The organism is Amycolatopsis sp. NPDC088138 (assembly GCF_044741685.1).
Classification (GTDB): Bacteria; Actinomycetota; Actinomycetes; order Mycobacteriales; family Pseudonocardiaceae; genus Amycolatopsis.
Map to the genome: position 1 here is coordinate 371,310 of NZ_JBIUTB010000005.1, position 13,169 is coordinate 384,478.

General features: G+C 71.3%; 15 protein-coding genes. 8 read left to right on the plus strand and 7 right to left on the minus strand.

Translation table 11 applies throughout. The annotated features are described in order from the left end of the window. Nucleotides 1–39 precede the first annotated feature (39 nt). Both ACIOD2_RS28250 and ACIOD2_RS28255 read right to left on the minus strand, forming a co-directional pair. Nucleotides 40–1,035: a hypothetical protein gene (locus ACIOD2_RS28250; protein WP_400544270.1), complete on the minus strand. Its 996-nt coding sequence runs from the start codon at nucleotides 1,033–1,035 to the stop codon at nucleotides 40–42. 81 nt (nucleotides 1,036–1,116) lie between these two features. Continuing rightward, nucleotides 1,117–1,734: a TetR/AcrR family transcriptional regulator gene (locus tag ACIOD2_RS28255; RefSeq protein ID WP_400544273.1), complete on the minus strand. Its 618-nt coding sequence runs from the start codon at nucleotides 1,732–1,734 to the stop codon at nucleotides 1,117–1,119. Between the two features lie 105 nt (nucleotides 1,735–1,839). On the opposite strand from ACIOD2_RS28255, the gene ACIOD2_RS28260 reads away from it, so the two are divergent. Both ACIOD2_RS28260 and ACIOD2_RS28265 read left to right on the plus strand, forming a co-directional pair. Continuing rightward, a complete protein-coding gene (locus tag ACIOD2_RS28260; RefSeq protein ID WP_400544276.1) occupies nucleotides 1,840–2,991 on the plus strand; it encodes an acyl-CoA dehydrogenase family protein in 1,152 nt (383 codons plus the stop codon). 13 nt (nucleotides 2,992–3,004) lie between these two features. After that, nucleotides 3,005–4,141 (plus strand): CaiB/BaiF CoA transferase family protein, encoded by a 1,137-nt coding sequence (locus ACIOD2_RS28265; RefSeq protein ID WP_400544279.1) that lies wholly within the window; start codon nucleotides 3,005–3,007, stop codon nucleotides 4,139–4,141. Here the strand turns inward: ACIOD2_RS28265 and ACIOD2_RS28270 are convergent. Both ACIOD2_RS28270 and ACIOD2_RS28275 read right to left on the minus strand, forming a co-directional pair. Beyond that, nucleotides 4,138–4,668 carry a GNAT family N-acetyltransferase gene (locus ACIOD2_RS28270; RefSeq protein WP_400544282.1) on the minus strand — a complete coding sequence of 177 codons (531 nt, stop codon included), beginning with the start codon at nucleotides 4,666–4,668 and terminating at the stop codon, nucleotides 4,138–4,140. The genes ACIOD2_RS28265 and ACIOD2_RS28270 overlap by 4 nt on opposite strands. 235 nt (nucleotides 4,669–4,903) lie before the next feature. Continuing rightward, complete coding sequence (locus ACIOD2_RS28275) at nucleotides 4,904–5,677, minus strand: crotonase/enoyl-CoA hydratase family protein (RefSeq protein WP_400544285.1); 774 nt, start codon at nucleotides 5,675–5,677, stop codon at nucleotides 4,904–4,906. 102 nt (nucleotides 5,678–5,779) lie between these two features. Between ACIOD2_RS28275 and ACIOD2_RS28280 the strand changes: the two genes are divergently transcribed. From ACIOD2_RS28280 to ACIOD2_RS28300, 5 genes are all read left to right on the plus strand, one after another. Next, the gene (locus ACIOD2_RS28280; RefSeq protein ID WP_323333010.1) at nucleotides 5,780–5,947 is read left to right on the plus strand and encodes a hypothetical protein; all 168 of its coding nucleotides are present in this window, start codon (nucleotides 5,780–5,782) and stop codon (nucleotides 5,945–5,947) included. A gap of 363 nt (nucleotides 5,948–6,310) precedes the next feature. Then, nucleotides 6,311–6,793 (plus strand): helix-turn-helix transcriptional regulator, encoded by a 483-nt coding sequence (locus ACIOD2_RS28285; RefSeq protein WP_400544289.1) that lies wholly within the window; start codon nucleotides 6,311–6,313, stop codon nucleotides 6,791–6,793. 124 nt (nucleotides 6,794–6,917) lie between these two features. Beyond that, entirely contained in the window at nucleotides 6,918–7,832 is a 915-nt protein-coding gene (locus ACIOD2_RS28290; RefSeq protein ID WP_400544292.1) for a lytic transglycosylase domain-containing protein, read from the plus strand. A 163-nt stretch (nucleotides 7,833–7,995) separates the two neighbouring features. Further along, nucleotides 7,996–8,388: a hypothetical protein gene (locus tag ACIOD2_RS28295; protein WP_400544295.1), complete on the plus strand. Its 393-nt coding sequence runs from the start codon at nucleotides 7,996–7,998 to the stop codon at nucleotides 8,386–8,388. A gap of 23 nt (nucleotides 8,389–8,411) precedes the next feature. Beyond that, a complete protein-coding gene (locus ACIOD2_RS28300; protein WP_323333015.1) occupies nucleotides 8,412–8,756 on the plus strand; it encodes a DUF3817 domain-containing protein in 345 nt (114 codons plus the stop codon). Here the strand turns inward: ACIOD2_RS28300 and ACIOD2_RS28305 are convergent. Beyond that, entirely contained in the window at nucleotides 8,734–10,167 is a 1,434-nt protein-coding gene (locus ACIOD2_RS28305) for an MFS transporter (protein ID WP_400544298.1), read from the minus strand. The two genes, ACIOD2_RS28300 and ACIOD2_RS28305, sit on opposite strands and share 23 nt — an antisense overlap. A gap of 133 nt (nucleotides 10,168–10,300) precedes the next feature. Between ACIOD2_RS28305 and ACIOD2_RS28310 the strand changes: the two genes are divergently transcribed. Further along, entirely contained in the window at nucleotides 10,301–10,867 is a 567-nt protein-coding gene (locus tag ACIOD2_RS28310) for a TetR/AcrR family transcriptional regulator (protein ID WP_400544301.1), read from the plus strand. A gap of 19 nt (nucleotides 10,868–10,886) precedes the next feature. On the opposite strand, the gene ACIOD2_RS28315 is transcribed toward ACIOD2_RS28310, so the two are convergent. Both ACIOD2_RS28315 and ACIOD2_RS28320 read right to left on the minus strand, forming a co-directional pair. Beyond that, a complete protein-coding gene (locus ACIOD2_RS28315; RefSeq protein ID WP_400544304.1) occupies nucleotides 10,887–12,494 on the minus strand; it encodes a cation acetate symporter in 1,608 nt (535 codons plus the stop codon). Then, the gene (locus ACIOD2_RS28320) at nucleotides 12,491–12,925 is read right to left on the minus strand and encodes a DUF485 domain-containing protein (protein ID WP_400544307.1); all 435 of its coding nucleotides are present in this window, start codon (nucleotides 12,923–12,925) and stop codon (nucleotides 12,491–12,493) included. Before ACIOD2_RS28320 ends, ACIOD2_RS28315 begins: the two co-directional genes overlap by 4 nt. Between the last annotated feature and the right edge of the window lie 244 nt (nucleotides 12,926–13,169).

Sequence of the window (13,169 nt, forward strand, 5' to 3'; positions counted from 1 at the left end):
CGTCGGTACGTCAGCTGTCCAGCTCGATGTGAATCTATTTCACGTTTTGGGCGGGTTGAGCGGCGGGAGCTGGTAGGTCGGCTCGGTCGGGGACGACGTCGGCGCCGCGGGCGGCTCGTCCGGATGCGACTGGGCCTGCGTCGCCTCGTAGATTCCCTCGGGCTGCTGCGCCGGGAAGGGCTGGGACGGCGGGTTCTGCGCCGGGAACGGGTGCGAACCCTGCGCGGGGAACGGCTGCGACGGCGGGCCCTGCGCGGGGAACGGCTGCGACTGCGGGGCACTGTAGGGCTGCTGACCCGGGTACGGCGACGAAACCGGGTAGCCGCCGGACTGCTGCGGCCCGACCGGGTACGGCCGCGACTGCTGCTGGGGCGGGTATCCCGGGTTGCCGTGCAGGTTCGGCGGCGGACCGGCGGGTGCCTTCACCCGCCGTCCGGCCAGCAGGGCGAACGCCAGGGCCGCCACCGCGAGGACGCCGGCGCCGAGCAGCAGCCAGAAGCCGGTCCCCGTCGAGTAGTGCGACTTGATCGAGTTGTCGTCGGACTCGTAGCTCATGGTCGCCGACACGTCCATGCCGAGCATCCACACCGCGGCGACCACGCCCGCGCCGCCGACGAGCAGCGCCGTCCGCGAGCCCGAGCGCACGCCGGGGCTCGCCGTGCGCCGGGCGCCGACGAACGCCAGCACCGCACCGGCCAGCAGGATCACCGCCGCGACCGACAGCGGGATGCCGTAGTGCGCGACGTGCGTGTTCTCGTAGAACTTCGCTGCTTCGGCGCTCGGCTCGACGCCGAAGGACCGTGACCACGCGCTGATCGTCTGGCTGCTCTCGGTCTTGCCGCTGACGATCTGCTCGAACGTCGTCTGCGGCAGGAACGACCCGACCAGCACCAGGACGGCGGCGAGGGCGCCGAAGATCCCGGCGAGCAACCGGAAGAGGCCACCCGGGTCGGCCGGCGGCTGCGGCCGCTGCATCGGTGGCGGGCCGTAGGAGTACGGCTGCGGAGGGTACGGAGGCGGCGCGCTGGCGGTCATCAAATCTCCCTCTTTGCGGGGATTGGACCACGAATCCGCCTGCGGGATAAGGGGTTAACTGACACTGGTGTGCCGCGCTGGTCAGGTCGGCGCAGTGGTGGCGTCCTGGTAGAGCAGGACGGCGATCCGCTTCCACTCCTCGAGCAGCTGGCGCCGCCGCTTCGGGTCGCCGCCGAGCTCGGCGTCCAGCGCCAGCCCGCGGGTCAGGTTCACGGTGAGCCAGAACAGCATCTCCGCGCGTTCGGGCGGGAGCTCGCCGGCGACCTGGGTGACGTGCTCGAGGGTCGCGCGCCCGAGCGCGCGGTCGACCGGGCGGATCGCCGCGCGCAGCTCGGGGTCGGTCCGGGCGGCGACCCACAGCTCGGTGACGGCGGTCGAGAGCGTGCCGGAGTAGCCCGTCCACAGCAGGTCGATCGCCGCGGCGACGCCGGTGCCGCCGCTGGGCAGCTTGCCGAGCGAGGCGGCGAGCTGGTGGCGCAGCTTGGTCGTCAGGTGCTCGACCGCGGCCGCCATCAGCTCGGCCTTCGCGGTGAAGTGGTGCTGCACTGCGCCCTTGGAGACCCCGGCGCGGGCGCAGATCTCCTGCACGGTGGTGCGCGCGTAACCGAGGTCCACCAGGCAGCCGATGGTGGCGTCGAGCAGCGCCGTGCGGGTCTGCTCCCGCCGCTGCGCCTGGGTGCGGTGCGCCGTCTCGGTCACGCGGCCTCCCTGCTTTACCTACAGGCCGGTACGGATGTACATTCCGTAGAGAACTTACATGCTGTTCGTCATGTTTTCCAGCACTCGTCCTGCAGGAGGGTCCCCGTGCCGCTGAAACTCCCGAAGAGCTCCTGGAGCACGACCGAGCTCGAAGACCTCCGCGAACTCTCGCGGTCGTTCATGCAGAAGGAGCTCGTCCCGCACCAGGAGCGGTGGGCGGCGGACAAGAAGGTCGACCGCGAGCTGTGGAACAAGGCCGGCGAGGTCGGCCTGCTGTGCCTGTCCATCCCCGAGGAGTACGGCGGCGGTGGCGGCACGTTCGCGCACGAGGCCGTGCTCTACGAGGAGCAGGCCCGCTCCGGCGACAGCGCGTGGGGCGTGACCGTCCACAACGGAATCGTCGCGCACTACCTGAGCGCGTACGCCTCCGAAGAGAAGAAGCGCGAGTGGCTGCCGAAGATGGCCAGTGGCGAGATGGTCGGCGCGATCGCGATGACCGAGCCGGGCACCGGCTCGGACCTGCAGGGCATCAAGACCCGCGCGGTGCGCGACGGTGACCACTACGTCATCAACGGCGCGAAGACCTTCATCACCAACGGTTTCCACGCCGACCTCGTCGTCGTCGCGGTGAAGACCGACCCGGACGCGGGCGCCCAGGGCGTCTCGCTGATCGCCGTCGAGACCGACACCCCGGGCTTCCGCCGCGGCCGCGTGCTCGACAAGGTCGGCCTCAAGGGCCAGGACACCGCCGAGCTGTTCTTCGACGACGTCCGCGTGCCCGCCGCCAACCTCCTCGGGGACGCCGAGGGCCAGGGCTTCATCCAGCTGATGCTGCAGCTGCCGCAGGAACGGCTGATCATCGCCGTCACCGCGGTCGCCGGGCTGGAGGCGGCGGTCGACCTCACGCTCGAGTACACGAAGGAGCGCACGGCGTTCGGCCGGCCGATCTTTTCCTTCCAGAACACCAAGTTCAAGCTCGCGGAGGCCGCCACCGAGGCCGCCGTCGCGCGGGCGTTCCTCGACCAGTGCATCGAACGTCACCTCAAGGGCGAGCTCGACGTCCAGGGCGCGGCGATGGCGAAGCTGTGGACCACCGAGCGCGTCAACAAGGTGATCGACGACTGCGTGCAGCTCTTCGGCGGCTACGGCTACATGTCCGAGTACCCGATCGCGCGGGCCTGGGCCGACGTCCGGATCTCGCGGATCTTCGGCGGTACCAGCGAGATCATGAAGGAAATCATCTCCCGTTCGCTCTGAAAGGAACCACGCTATGAAGGCAGGTCCGCTCAGCGGCCTGAAGGTGGTCGAACTGGCCGGGCTCGCGCCCGGGCCGTTCGCCACGATGATCCTCTCCGACCTCGGCGCCGACGTGGTCCGCGTCGACCGCGCGACCCCGGGGGAGGACGTGCTCGGCCTCCCGGTCGACCCGCTGGCCCGCGGCCGCCGGACCGTCGGGATCAACACCAAGACCCCCGAGGGTGTCGAGCTGGTGCTGAAGCTGTGCGACACCGCCGACGTCCTCATCGAGGGCTTCCGCCCGGGGGTCGCCGAGCGGATCGGGCTGGGCCCGGACGTCGTGCACGCCCGCAACCCGCGGCTGGTCTACGGCCGGATGACCGGCTGGGGCCAGGACGGCCCGCTCGCCACGGCGGCCGGCCACGACATCAACTACATCGGCATCTCCGGTGCGCTCGAGCCGATCGGGCGCGCGGGGGAGCGGCCGGTGCCGCCGCTCAACCTCGTCGGCGACTTCGGCGGTGGCGGGCTGCTGCTCGCGATGGGCGTCCTCGCGGCGCTGTACGAGCGGAACACGTCCGGCAAGGGCCAGGTCGTCGACGCGTCCATGGTCGACGGCGCCGCGCTGCTCACCACCAGCCTCCACGGCATGGCGGCGGCCGGGCTCTGGGGTGGCGGCCGCGGCGACAACATGCTCGACGGCGGCGCCCCGTTCTACGACACCTACGAGACGTCGGACGGCAAGTACGTCGCCGTCGGCGCGATCGAGATGCGGTTCTGGGGCGACCTGGTCAAGGTGCTCGGGCTCGACCCGGCGGAGCTGCCGCTGCACGTGGACAAGACGCAGTGGCCGAAGCTGCGGGAGATCGTCGCCGAGGCGATCGGCAAGCACACGCGCGACGACCTGGTCGCCCGCGCCGACGGCACCGACGCCTGCCTGACGCCGGTGCTGTCGCCGCAGGAGGCGGCGGGCCACCCGCACAACGCGGCCCGCGGCACGTTCGTCGAGATCGGCGGCCTGGTCCAGCCGGCCCCGGCGCCGCGCTTCGACCGGACGCCGCCGGAAACACCGGAAGCGCCGCGCACCAAGGGATCCGACACGGAAGCCGTGCTGGCCGAGCTGGGCGTCACGGATCTCGGGACACTCCGGGAGGCCGGCGCGATCGCCTAGTTCTTCGCGAGATCGGAGCGCACGACCGAGTAGATGACGTTGTCGCGCCATTGGCCGTCCCGGAAGCCGTAGCCGCGAAGGATTCCTTCGCGGGTGAAGCCGGCTTTCTCGAGGGCCCGTTGCTCGGCGCGGTTGTCGACCTCGGTCGTCGCTTCGACGCGGTTGAGCTGCGTGTGCGCGAAGAGGTATTCGACGAGCAGGCGCTGGGCCTCGGTGCCGTGGCCGTGGCCGCGCGCTTCGGGGACCAGCACCAGCCCGATGTTCCAGCAGTACGACGTCGGCCCGCTGCGGCTGCGGTGCCACGAGACGAGGCCCAGCAGGCGCCCGCCGAGCGTGGGCACCAGCATGCCGGTCTCGGCCGTCAGCATCCCGGTCTCCCGCCAGCGGCGGTGCAGGTAGTTCGGGTCGTGCCAGCCGAACCACTGGTGCGCGCCCGCCGCGACCGGGTCGTTGGTCAGCTGCTCCAGCAGGTCGAGATCGGACTCCGCGACCGGCCGGAGCACGACTCTGCTGACGTCGTCGTCCATCCGCCGACCCTATCGGCCGCGCGCCCGGATCCGCCCCGGCCAACCGGGATCCACCCGGTGGAGGCACGCCCGGTCACAGAGCGGGCATCTCGCGTGCCCCGCCGGGCATCACGCGTGATCAGGCGGGCATCACGCGTGCGCCGCGGGGCATCAGGGTGATGCCCCGCCCATCACGGGTGATGCCCCCTCAATCACGGGTGATGCCTCTCCGGTCACGGGTGATGCCCCGTGCCGCTCAGCCGAAGCTGCCGTGGCGGCCCGCGCCGCCGCTGAACCTCGCCGCGCCGTCTGCCGCCTCGGCCGTCAGCACGCCCGTGTCCAGCGCCGCGCCGAACTCCGCGGCCAGAGCGTCCTCCTCCGACAGCCCCCACTGCGCCAGGGCTGACGCGCGGTCGCCGCGCAGGCAGGTCTGCGGGAACGCGGCCAGCTGCCGCGCCAGCTCCTGCGCCGCCGACACCGCTTCACCCGCGGGGACCAGGCGGTTCGCCAGGCCGATGGCCAGCGCCTCGTCGGCGTCGACCGGGCGGCCGGTCAGGATCAGGTCCATCGCCCGCGACTGGCCGATCAGCCGCGGTAGCCGCACCGTGCCGCCGTCGATCAGCGGGACGCCCCAGCGGCGGCAGAAGACGCCGAACACGGCGGTGGCGTCCGCGACCCGCAGGTCGCACCACAGCGCCAGCTCGAGCCCGCCCGCGACGGCGTGCCCGTGGACGGCCGCGATCACCGGCTTGCCGAGTCTCATCCGGGTCGGGCCCATCGGGCCGTCCCCGTCCGGGTGGGTCCGGTTCATCCGGCCGGTGCCGATGGCCTTGAGGTCGGCGCCGGCGCAGAACGCGCCGCCCGCGCCGGTCAGCACCGCGACCGCGGCTTCGGGGTCAGCGTCGAACGCGCGGAACGCGTCGGCCAGTTCGGCGGCGGTGGGGCCGTCGACGGCGTTGCGGGCGGCCGGGCGGTCGAGGGTGATCGTCGTCACTGGGCCGTCCCGCTCGACCAGCACGTTCCGCGACATGGGGGCTCCCTGGGGGTGATCGGCGTGTCTTCCGGGTACGCCTCTCCTAGAGTAGGGATCCAGCCACTCCCGGACGGGAACGGCGAGCCGGGGAGGAAGCACATGTCGAGCGGCGTGAAGAAGATCCTCATCGTGGGGGTGGTCGCGCTCGTGCTGTTCTTCCTGATCACGCAGCCCACCCAGTCCGCCGACTTCGTCCACCGCGTCCTCGGGTGGCTGAAGGACGGCGCGGAGGCGATCGTCACCTTTTTCCGGACGCTTTTTTCCTGATCCTGCGCCAGTCTCGTGAACCGGCACCGCATTCGGGCGGTCTCGGTGGTGACAGCGCGTGCCAATGGACGGTAAATCACTCAGCGTCACGAATCCCAGATTTCGGGCTCTACGCTCGACCATCCGGGTGGATTGCGACTGAAAACGCGCAGGTCGGCGAATTCGTGCCTGCCGGGGTCTGGCGAAGGGGACCACCCCGGCCCTACGGTGCTCACATTGCGTGATCGGGTAGTTCTCCGTACCCCTCGGGACCCCCGGTACGCAGGCAGTTTCCACTCAGCAAGGTGCACTTGGGTGCGTGCGGCGCAGCCGCGTGGGACAGGTGTCAGGACCTGTCCGTCGGGGACCTATGAGGAGGCAGGGATGACCGGAGATCCCGGAGTGGACGCGTTGATCCGGCAGTGGGCCGCCGAGCGCGAGCAGACTCCCGAGGAGCAGGAGGTCGACCGCATCGCGTCCGCGTGGCGAGCCGACATTCCCGCCCAGGCGCCGGGCATTCCCGGCCAGCGTGCCCGGACGGGTTCCGCCCGCTGGGCCCAGGTCGAAGCGGCCGACCCCGGTTACCTCGACGCGATGCGCCGCAGGCTGCCGGAAGTGCCCGAAGAGCTTCTCACCGCCGCCGCGGGCTGGTGGCAGATGGTCGGCGGCGTCGCCGAGGCCGAGGAGTGGTGGGACGCCGGCATCAGCCCGCTCGACCAGCGGGCCCTCGACTACCGCGCGGCGGGACTCTCGCCGTCGGACCTCAGCCGCCGTCTCGGCCCGATGACCGTCCTCCAGCACCTGCGCCGCGGCAGCGCCCCGGCCTGGTGCGTGGCGCGCCTCGCGCGTCAGCAGAAGTCCGCCTGACGGGACGGGCTTCACTCGGCCGGGTGAACCGGTGTGGTGAGACGATCTCGGCGACCCGCGTAACGCTAACCTGCGCGGGCTCGTTGACCCTTCGTCGACAACCATGCTGGAGGACCGGAGTTTCGTGCGCACGAGTACCGGAAAGACCGAGGACGACCCGATCGACTCCGTCGACGAGCCCGCCCCCGCCGCCCCGGCACCGCGCTCCGCGGGCTTCGCGGTGGTCACCCGGCTGATCGTGGTTCTTATCGTGCTGGTGGTCGCCGGCGGCGGCGTCTGGCTCGTCACCCGCGCTTCGACGCCGGAGGCGAGCCCGACCACCACCGAGATCCCCGCCCTGCAGGTCAAGGCGGCCGACGTCCGCCCGGGGTCGGTCGCCCCGGCCGGCGGTGCCGTCGCGGGCGGCGCCGACCAGCAGACCGCGCCGCAGCAGGCCCAGTCCCGCAGCACGACCGGTCCGGCGACGCTCTCGCAGTGGGCGAGCCAGGTCGCCGGGGCCAGCGGTGTCCCGGCCCGGGCGCTGGCCGCGTACGGCAACGCCGAGCTGGCGATGCGGGCGAGCCAGCCGAACTGCAAGATCTCCTGGGCGACGCTCGCCGGCATCGGCCGCATCGAGTCGAACCACGGCCAGTACTCCGGCGCCGTCCTCGGCGCGGACGGCCGTCCGTCGAAGCCCATCATCGGCGTCCCGCTCGACGGCTCGTCCGGCGTCCAGGCCATCGGCGACACCGACGGCGGCCGCTACGACGGCGACGCGGGGGTCGACCGCGCGGTCGGGCCGATGCAGTTCATCCCCAGCACGTGGCGCAAGTGGGCCTCCGACGGCAACGGCGACGGCCTCGGCGACCCGCAGCAGATCGACGACGCCGCCCTCGCCGCGGCCCGCTACCTGTGCGCGGGCAACCGCGACATGCAGAGCCCGTCGGGCTGGTGGGCGGGCATCCTGTCCTACAACAACTCGACCGAATACGCGCAGAAGGTGTTCGGCCTGGCCGACGGCTACGCGAAGGCCGCCCAGTCGGTGCGCAAGCAAGGCTGACCGCGAACGATCCACAGGGCCGGCCGAATGTGGACAACCGGTGCCGGATCACCCGCGAATCCGGGAATCGACGGCAGTAGCCGATAAACTGGACTGGGGACGCCCCCCGAGGAGAGGGCGGGGGCCGGGCCTCCTCCGCGCGCCCAGTGCTAGCTTGGGGCTCGTGCCAGCATCCCCTCCGCCGGCGGGGTCCCCCTGGGGCCGCCGGATCGCGATCGTCGCGACGTGCCTGGTGAGCCTGCTGATCTGCTGCGGACTCGCCTGGTGGCAGTGGGACCGGTTCACCTCGGCGAACGGCACCTTCCAGAACCTCGGTTACGTCCTGCAGTGGCCGTTGTTCGGGCTGTTCCCGGCCTTCATGTTCTGGCGGATCCGGCGGCTGCGGGAGAAGGCCGAGGCCGAACCCGCCCCGGAACCCGTCCCCGTCGCCGAAGTGCCCGCTCCCCGCCCCCGTCCCGACGTGAAAACGCCGGTGGACGACGAGGACGAGGAGCTGGCCGCGTACAACCGTTACCTGCGCGAGCTGAACGCCCGCGACCAGCAGGCCGCAGAGTGAGGCCGCAAAGTGAGGACGTCCCGATGACCACCCGCACCGACGGCGCCGCGCAGACCGCGGTCCCGCTCACCGGCCCCCTGGTCCGGTTCCGCACCGCCGCCTACGTCACCGGCGTCGGCCTGCTCGGCCTGTGCTTCGTGATGGTGCTGCGCTACGGCTTCGGCAACCCGACGCCGTCCGCGGTGTACTCGCCGATCCACGGTGTGCTGTACATGATCTACCTGGTGCTGACCATCGACCTGGCCATCAAGGCCCGCTGGTCGATCAAGGGCACCGTGCTGGTGCTGCTGGCCGGCTGCGTCCCGTTCGTCTCGTTCCTCGTCGAGCGCAAGGTGACGCACAAGGTCAAGGCCGGCCAGAAGCTGTAACCCGCCGGAAGGTCAGCGCCACCAGGACCGTGCCCGCGGCCACCGCCGCGGCCGTGACGAACGCCGCGGTCATGCCGTCGACCGTGAGCTGCGCCCCGGTCACCCCGGAGGCCGCCGCCGAGCGGGTGGCCGAGCCGAACACCGTGATCAGGATGCCGAGCCCGAGCGTGGCGCCGACCTGCTGCATCGTCTGCAGCACGCCGCCCGCGGCCCCGGCGTCCTCGGCGGGCACGGTGGCCATGACGATCACGTTGAGCGGCGCGAACCCCAGCCCGCCGCCGAGGCCCATCAGCAGCAGCGGCCCGAGCAGGGCGGGGAAGTACGCGCTGTCCGTCGTGAGCAGCCCCAGCCAGCCGGCCCCGGCGACCATCAGCACCGCCCCGGTGACGGCGAGCGGCTTCGGGCCGTAGCGGGGGAGCAGCCGCGGCACGAGCCGGCTCATCGTGAAGATCAGCACCGCCATCGGCAGGAACGCGAACCCGGTGGCCAGCGCGGCGAAGTGCCGGATGTCCTGCATGAACTGGGTGAGGAAGAAGAACATCGACATCATGGCCATCGGCCCGAGGAAGAAGTTGACGTAGGCCGCGCTGCGGTTGCGGTCGGCGAACAGCCGGAGCGGGACGAGCGGCAGCGCCGTCCGCGCTTCGATGGCGACGAACCCGGCCAGCAGGAGCAGGCCGCCGGCGAGCGAGCCGAGCGTCACCGGGTCGCCCCAGCCGTCGGACGCGGCGTGGGTGAAGGCGAACACGAGCGCGCCGACGCCGAGCGTGCCGGTGATCGCGCCGGGCAGGTCGAGGTGCGCGTGCCGACGCTCCGGCTCGGGTACGAACCGCGGCGCGAGCAGCACGATCGCCAGGCCGAACGGCACGTTGATGAACAGCGCCGCGCGCCAGGAGATCCACTCGGTGAGCAGGCCGCCGACGATCAGGCCGATGGCGAACCCGCCGCTGGACATCGCCGAGAACAGCGCCAGGGCCCGCACCCGGGCCTTGGCCTCGGTGAACGTGGTCGCGACCAGCGCCAGGGTGCTCGGGCCGGCCATCGCGGCGCCGACCCCCTGCAGGACGCGGGCGGCGATGAGCAGCTCGGCCGTCCCGGCCAGGCCGCCGGCGAGCGAGGCGAGGGTGAACACGGCGGTGCCGGCCACGAACATCCGCCGCCGGCCGAACAGGTCGCCCGCACGGCCGCCGAGCAGCAGCAGGCCGCCGAAGACCAGGCTGTAGGCGGTCATCACCCAGGACAGGCCGGTGGCGGAGAACCCCAGGTCGGACTGGATGCGCGGGAGCGCGACGTTCATCACCGTCGCGTCGAGGACGAGCATGAGCTGGCAGGTGAGGATGATCGCCAGGACCAGCCCGCCGCGGCGGGCCGGGGCAGGCTCCACCGCAGGATGGATCGTCTGCTGGGACAAGAGATACTCCCCCAAGGAGCACGAAGGTAAGCGGAGAGTTTCTCCACTTGGTACGACGCGATAATATGGAGACTGTCTCCGGATGCGCAAGTGAATTCGGAGAATCTCTCCGGTTAAGGGCGAGGAGGCCGGGATGCCGAGGGACGACGCGGAGCGCCCGATGCGCGCGGACGCACGGCGCAACTACGAGCGCATCGTGGCGACGGCCAAGGTGCTGTTCGCCGAGCATGGCGCCGACGTCCCGCTGGACGACATCGCGAAGACGGCCGGCGTCGGCGCGGGCACGTTGTACCGGCACTTCCCGACGCGGGAGCAGCTGATCGAGACCGTTTACCGGGACGAGATCAGCCTGCTGGCCGATCGGGCGCTCGTGCTGCACGACGAGCTGGCGCCGTGGGAGGCCTTGGAAGCCTGGCTGGGGGAGCAGGTCACCTGGGTCGTCGAGCGGCACAAGCTGGCCGCGATCCTCAAGGAGTCCATCGACTCCGGGTCCGAGACGTTCCAGTACTGCCAGAAGCGGCTGCGCGGGGCGACGGGGACGCTGGTCGAGGCCGCGCAGGCCGCCGGTCTCGTCCGCGCCGACATCACCGGCGCCGATGTCCTGCGGCTGGGCCACGGCGCCGGCATGGCCGTGCGCAACTGCAGCCCGGAAGAGGGAAAGCTGGTGCTGCGGGTGATCCTGGACGGCCTGCGCGCGTGACGCAGGCCGCCCAGGGGGGCTAGCTGCCGATGCCCGTGAGGGACCGGACCTCCATCTCGGCGTGCTTCTCGGCGTCCGCCTTCGGCTTGCCGACGAGCGTGCCGACGAACCCGCAGAGGAACGAGAACGGGATCGAGATCAGGCCCGGGTTCTTCAGCGGGAACCAGGCGAAGTCGACGCCCTTGATGATCGAGTCCGACGCACCCGACATCACCGGGGAGAAGACCACCAGCAGCAGGCAGGCGATCAGGCCGCCGTAGATGCCCCAGAGCGTGCCGGTCGTGTTGAACCGCTTCCAGAACAGCGAGTACAGCAGCGTCGACAGGTTCGCCGACGCGGCGACGGCGAAGGCCAGCGCCACCAGGAACGCGATGTTCTGCCCGTTGGCCAGCACGCCGCCGACGATGGCCAGCGCGCCGACCACGATCGCGGTCAGCCGGGCCACCCGGACCTCGTCGGCCGGGTCCGCCTTGCCGCGCTTGAAGATGTTCGCGTAGACGTCGTGGGCGAACGAGGCCGACGCGGTGATCGTCAGCCCGGCCACCACGGCCAGGATCGTCGCGAACGCCACCGCGGCGATGATGCCGAGCAGCAGCGTCCCGCCGACGTGCAGCGCCAGCAGCGGCGCCGCGGAGTTCTCGCCGCCCGGGGCGCCCTTGATCTCGTCCGCGCCGACCAGCGCGGCCGCGCCGAAGCCGATCACCAGCGTGCACAGGTAGAACACGAACATGCACGCCGTCGCCCAGACGACGCTTCGCCGCGCTTCGCGCGAGTTCGGCACCGTGTAGAAGCGCATCAGCACGTGCGGCAGGGCCGCCGCGCCGAGCACCAGGGCCAGCGCCAGCGACACGAAGTCGAGCTTCGTGGTGCCGTTCTTGCCGTAGGAGCCGCCCGGCTCGAGGAGCTTCTCGCCGAGCGGGCTGTTCTCGGCCGCCGAGGACAGCAGGTTCGAGAACCCGAAGCCGAACTTGCCGAACAGGAACACCGTCAGCAGCACGCCGCACATCAGCAGGATCGTCGCCTTGATGATCTGCACCCACGTGGTGCCCTTCATCCCGCCGACCAGCACGTACAGCACCATGACCAGGCCGACGACGCCGATCACCAGCGCCTGGCCGAGCTTGGAGTGCACGTTGAGCAGCAGCGCCACCAGGCCGCCGGCGCCCGCCATCTGGGCCAGCATGTAGAAGAACGAGATGACCAGGGTCGAGGTCGCCGCCGCGGCGCGGACCGGGCGCTGCTTCATCCGGAAGCTCAGGACGTCGCCCATCGTGAACCGGCCGGTGTTGCGCAGCAGCTCCGCGATCAGCAGCAGGTCCACCAGCCACGCGACGAGGAACCCGATCGAGTAGAGGAAGCCGTCGTAGCCGTGGATCGCGATGGCGCCGGCGATGCCGAGGAACGACGCCGCCGACAGGAAGTCGCCCGAGAGCGCGATGCCGTTCTGGCGGCCGGTGAACGCGCTGCCCGCGGCGTAGTAGTCCGACGTCGAGGAGTTCCGGGAGCTGGCCCGGTAGACGACGTACAGCGTGATCGCCACGAACAGGGCGAACACGGCGGTGTTGACGATCGGGTCGCTGGCGGGGGTGCCCGCGGCGAGCACGGCCGGTACCGACGGTGCTGTCATCGGGGCGTCCCTTCGGTCAGGCCCTCGAGGGCCCGGAGCTCGGCCACGCGCGGGTCGAGGTGGCGGCGGGCGTAGCGCAGGTAGAGCCAGGTGACCAGCGCGGTGCTGGCGAACTGGCCGATGCCGAGCAGGATGCCGACGTTGACCTGGCCGAACACCTTGGTGCTCATGAAGTCGTGCGCGTAGGCGGCCAGCAGCACGTAGGTCATGTACCAGGCGAAGAAGGCGAGGCTCATCGGGAAGACGAACGCCCGGAACCGGCGGCGCAGCGCGGTGAACTCGCGCCCGGCCTGGATCGCGGGGTAGTCGGGACCCGAGCGGGGCCGGGTCTGGCGGTGGGCGCCCGGCGGGCGGTCCCCGGTGAACAGGGCCGGCATCTGGCCGGTCTCCTCCAGGGCGTTGCCCGTCACGGGGCGCGCGACGTCGTACATGGGTTGCCTCCGGCAGAAAGCCTTCCGTGGCGGCGGAGCACCGGGGAGCCTGCTGAGCAGGGCGCCGGGCCGCCCTTGCGGACTGCGAGGCGCACATCGTAACTAGGCCGTCCGGCGGTACGGAAAGGCGGCCGGGCGTTTACGAACCGCTGCGGCGCGGTATTCGTTTTCCTGTCGAAAGTGTCGAAACCGCAGCTGCTACATGATCACGCGTCGATCACCCGTAATGATGAAAAGAATTGTG

Bases quoted from the DNA above. Each gene is read 5' to 3' on its own strand.
- ACIOD2_RS28310 (WP_400544301.1), top strand. From the start codon at position 10,301: ATGCCGAGGGACGACGCGGAGCGCCCGATGCGCGCGGACGCACGGCGC.
- ACIOD2_RS28275 (WP_400544285.1), bottom strand. From the start codon at position 5,677: ATGTCGCGGAACGTGCTGGTCGAGCGGGACGGCCCAGTGACGACGATC.
- ACIOD2_RS28300 (WP_323333015.1), top strand. From the start codon at position 8,412: ATGACCACCCGCACCGACGGCGCCGCGCAGACCGCGGTCCCGCTCACC.
- ACIOD2_RS28270 (WP_400544282.1), bottom strand. From the start codon at position 4,668: ATGGACGACGACGTCAGCAGAGTCGTGCTCCGGCCGGTCGCGGAGTCC.
- ACIOD2_RS28320 (WP_400544307.1), bottom strand. From the start codon at position 12,925: ATGTACGACGTCGCGCGCCCCGTGACGGGCAACGCCCTGGAGGAGACC.
- ACIOD2_RS28315 (WP_400544304.1), bottom strand. From the start codon at position 12,494: ATGACAGCACCGTCGGTACCGGCCGTGCTCGCCGCGGGCACCCCCGCC.
- ACIOD2_RS28280 (WP_323333010.1), top strand. From the start codon at position 5,780: ATGTCGAGCGGCGTGAAGAAGATCCTCATCGTGGGGGTGGTCGCGCTC.
- ACIOD2_RS28285 (WP_400544289.1), top strand. From the start codon at position 6,311: ATGACCGGAGATCCCGGAGTGGACGCGTTGATCCGGCAGTGGGCCGCC.
- ACIOD2_RS28265 (WP_400544279.1), top strand. From the start codon at position 3,005: ATGAAGGCAGGTCCGCTCAGCGGCCTGAAGGTGGTCGAACTGGCCGGG.
- ACIOD2_RS28250 (WP_400544270.1), bottom strand. From the start codon at position 1,035: ATGACCGCCAGCGCGCCGCCTCCGTACCCTCCGCAGCCGTACTCCTAC.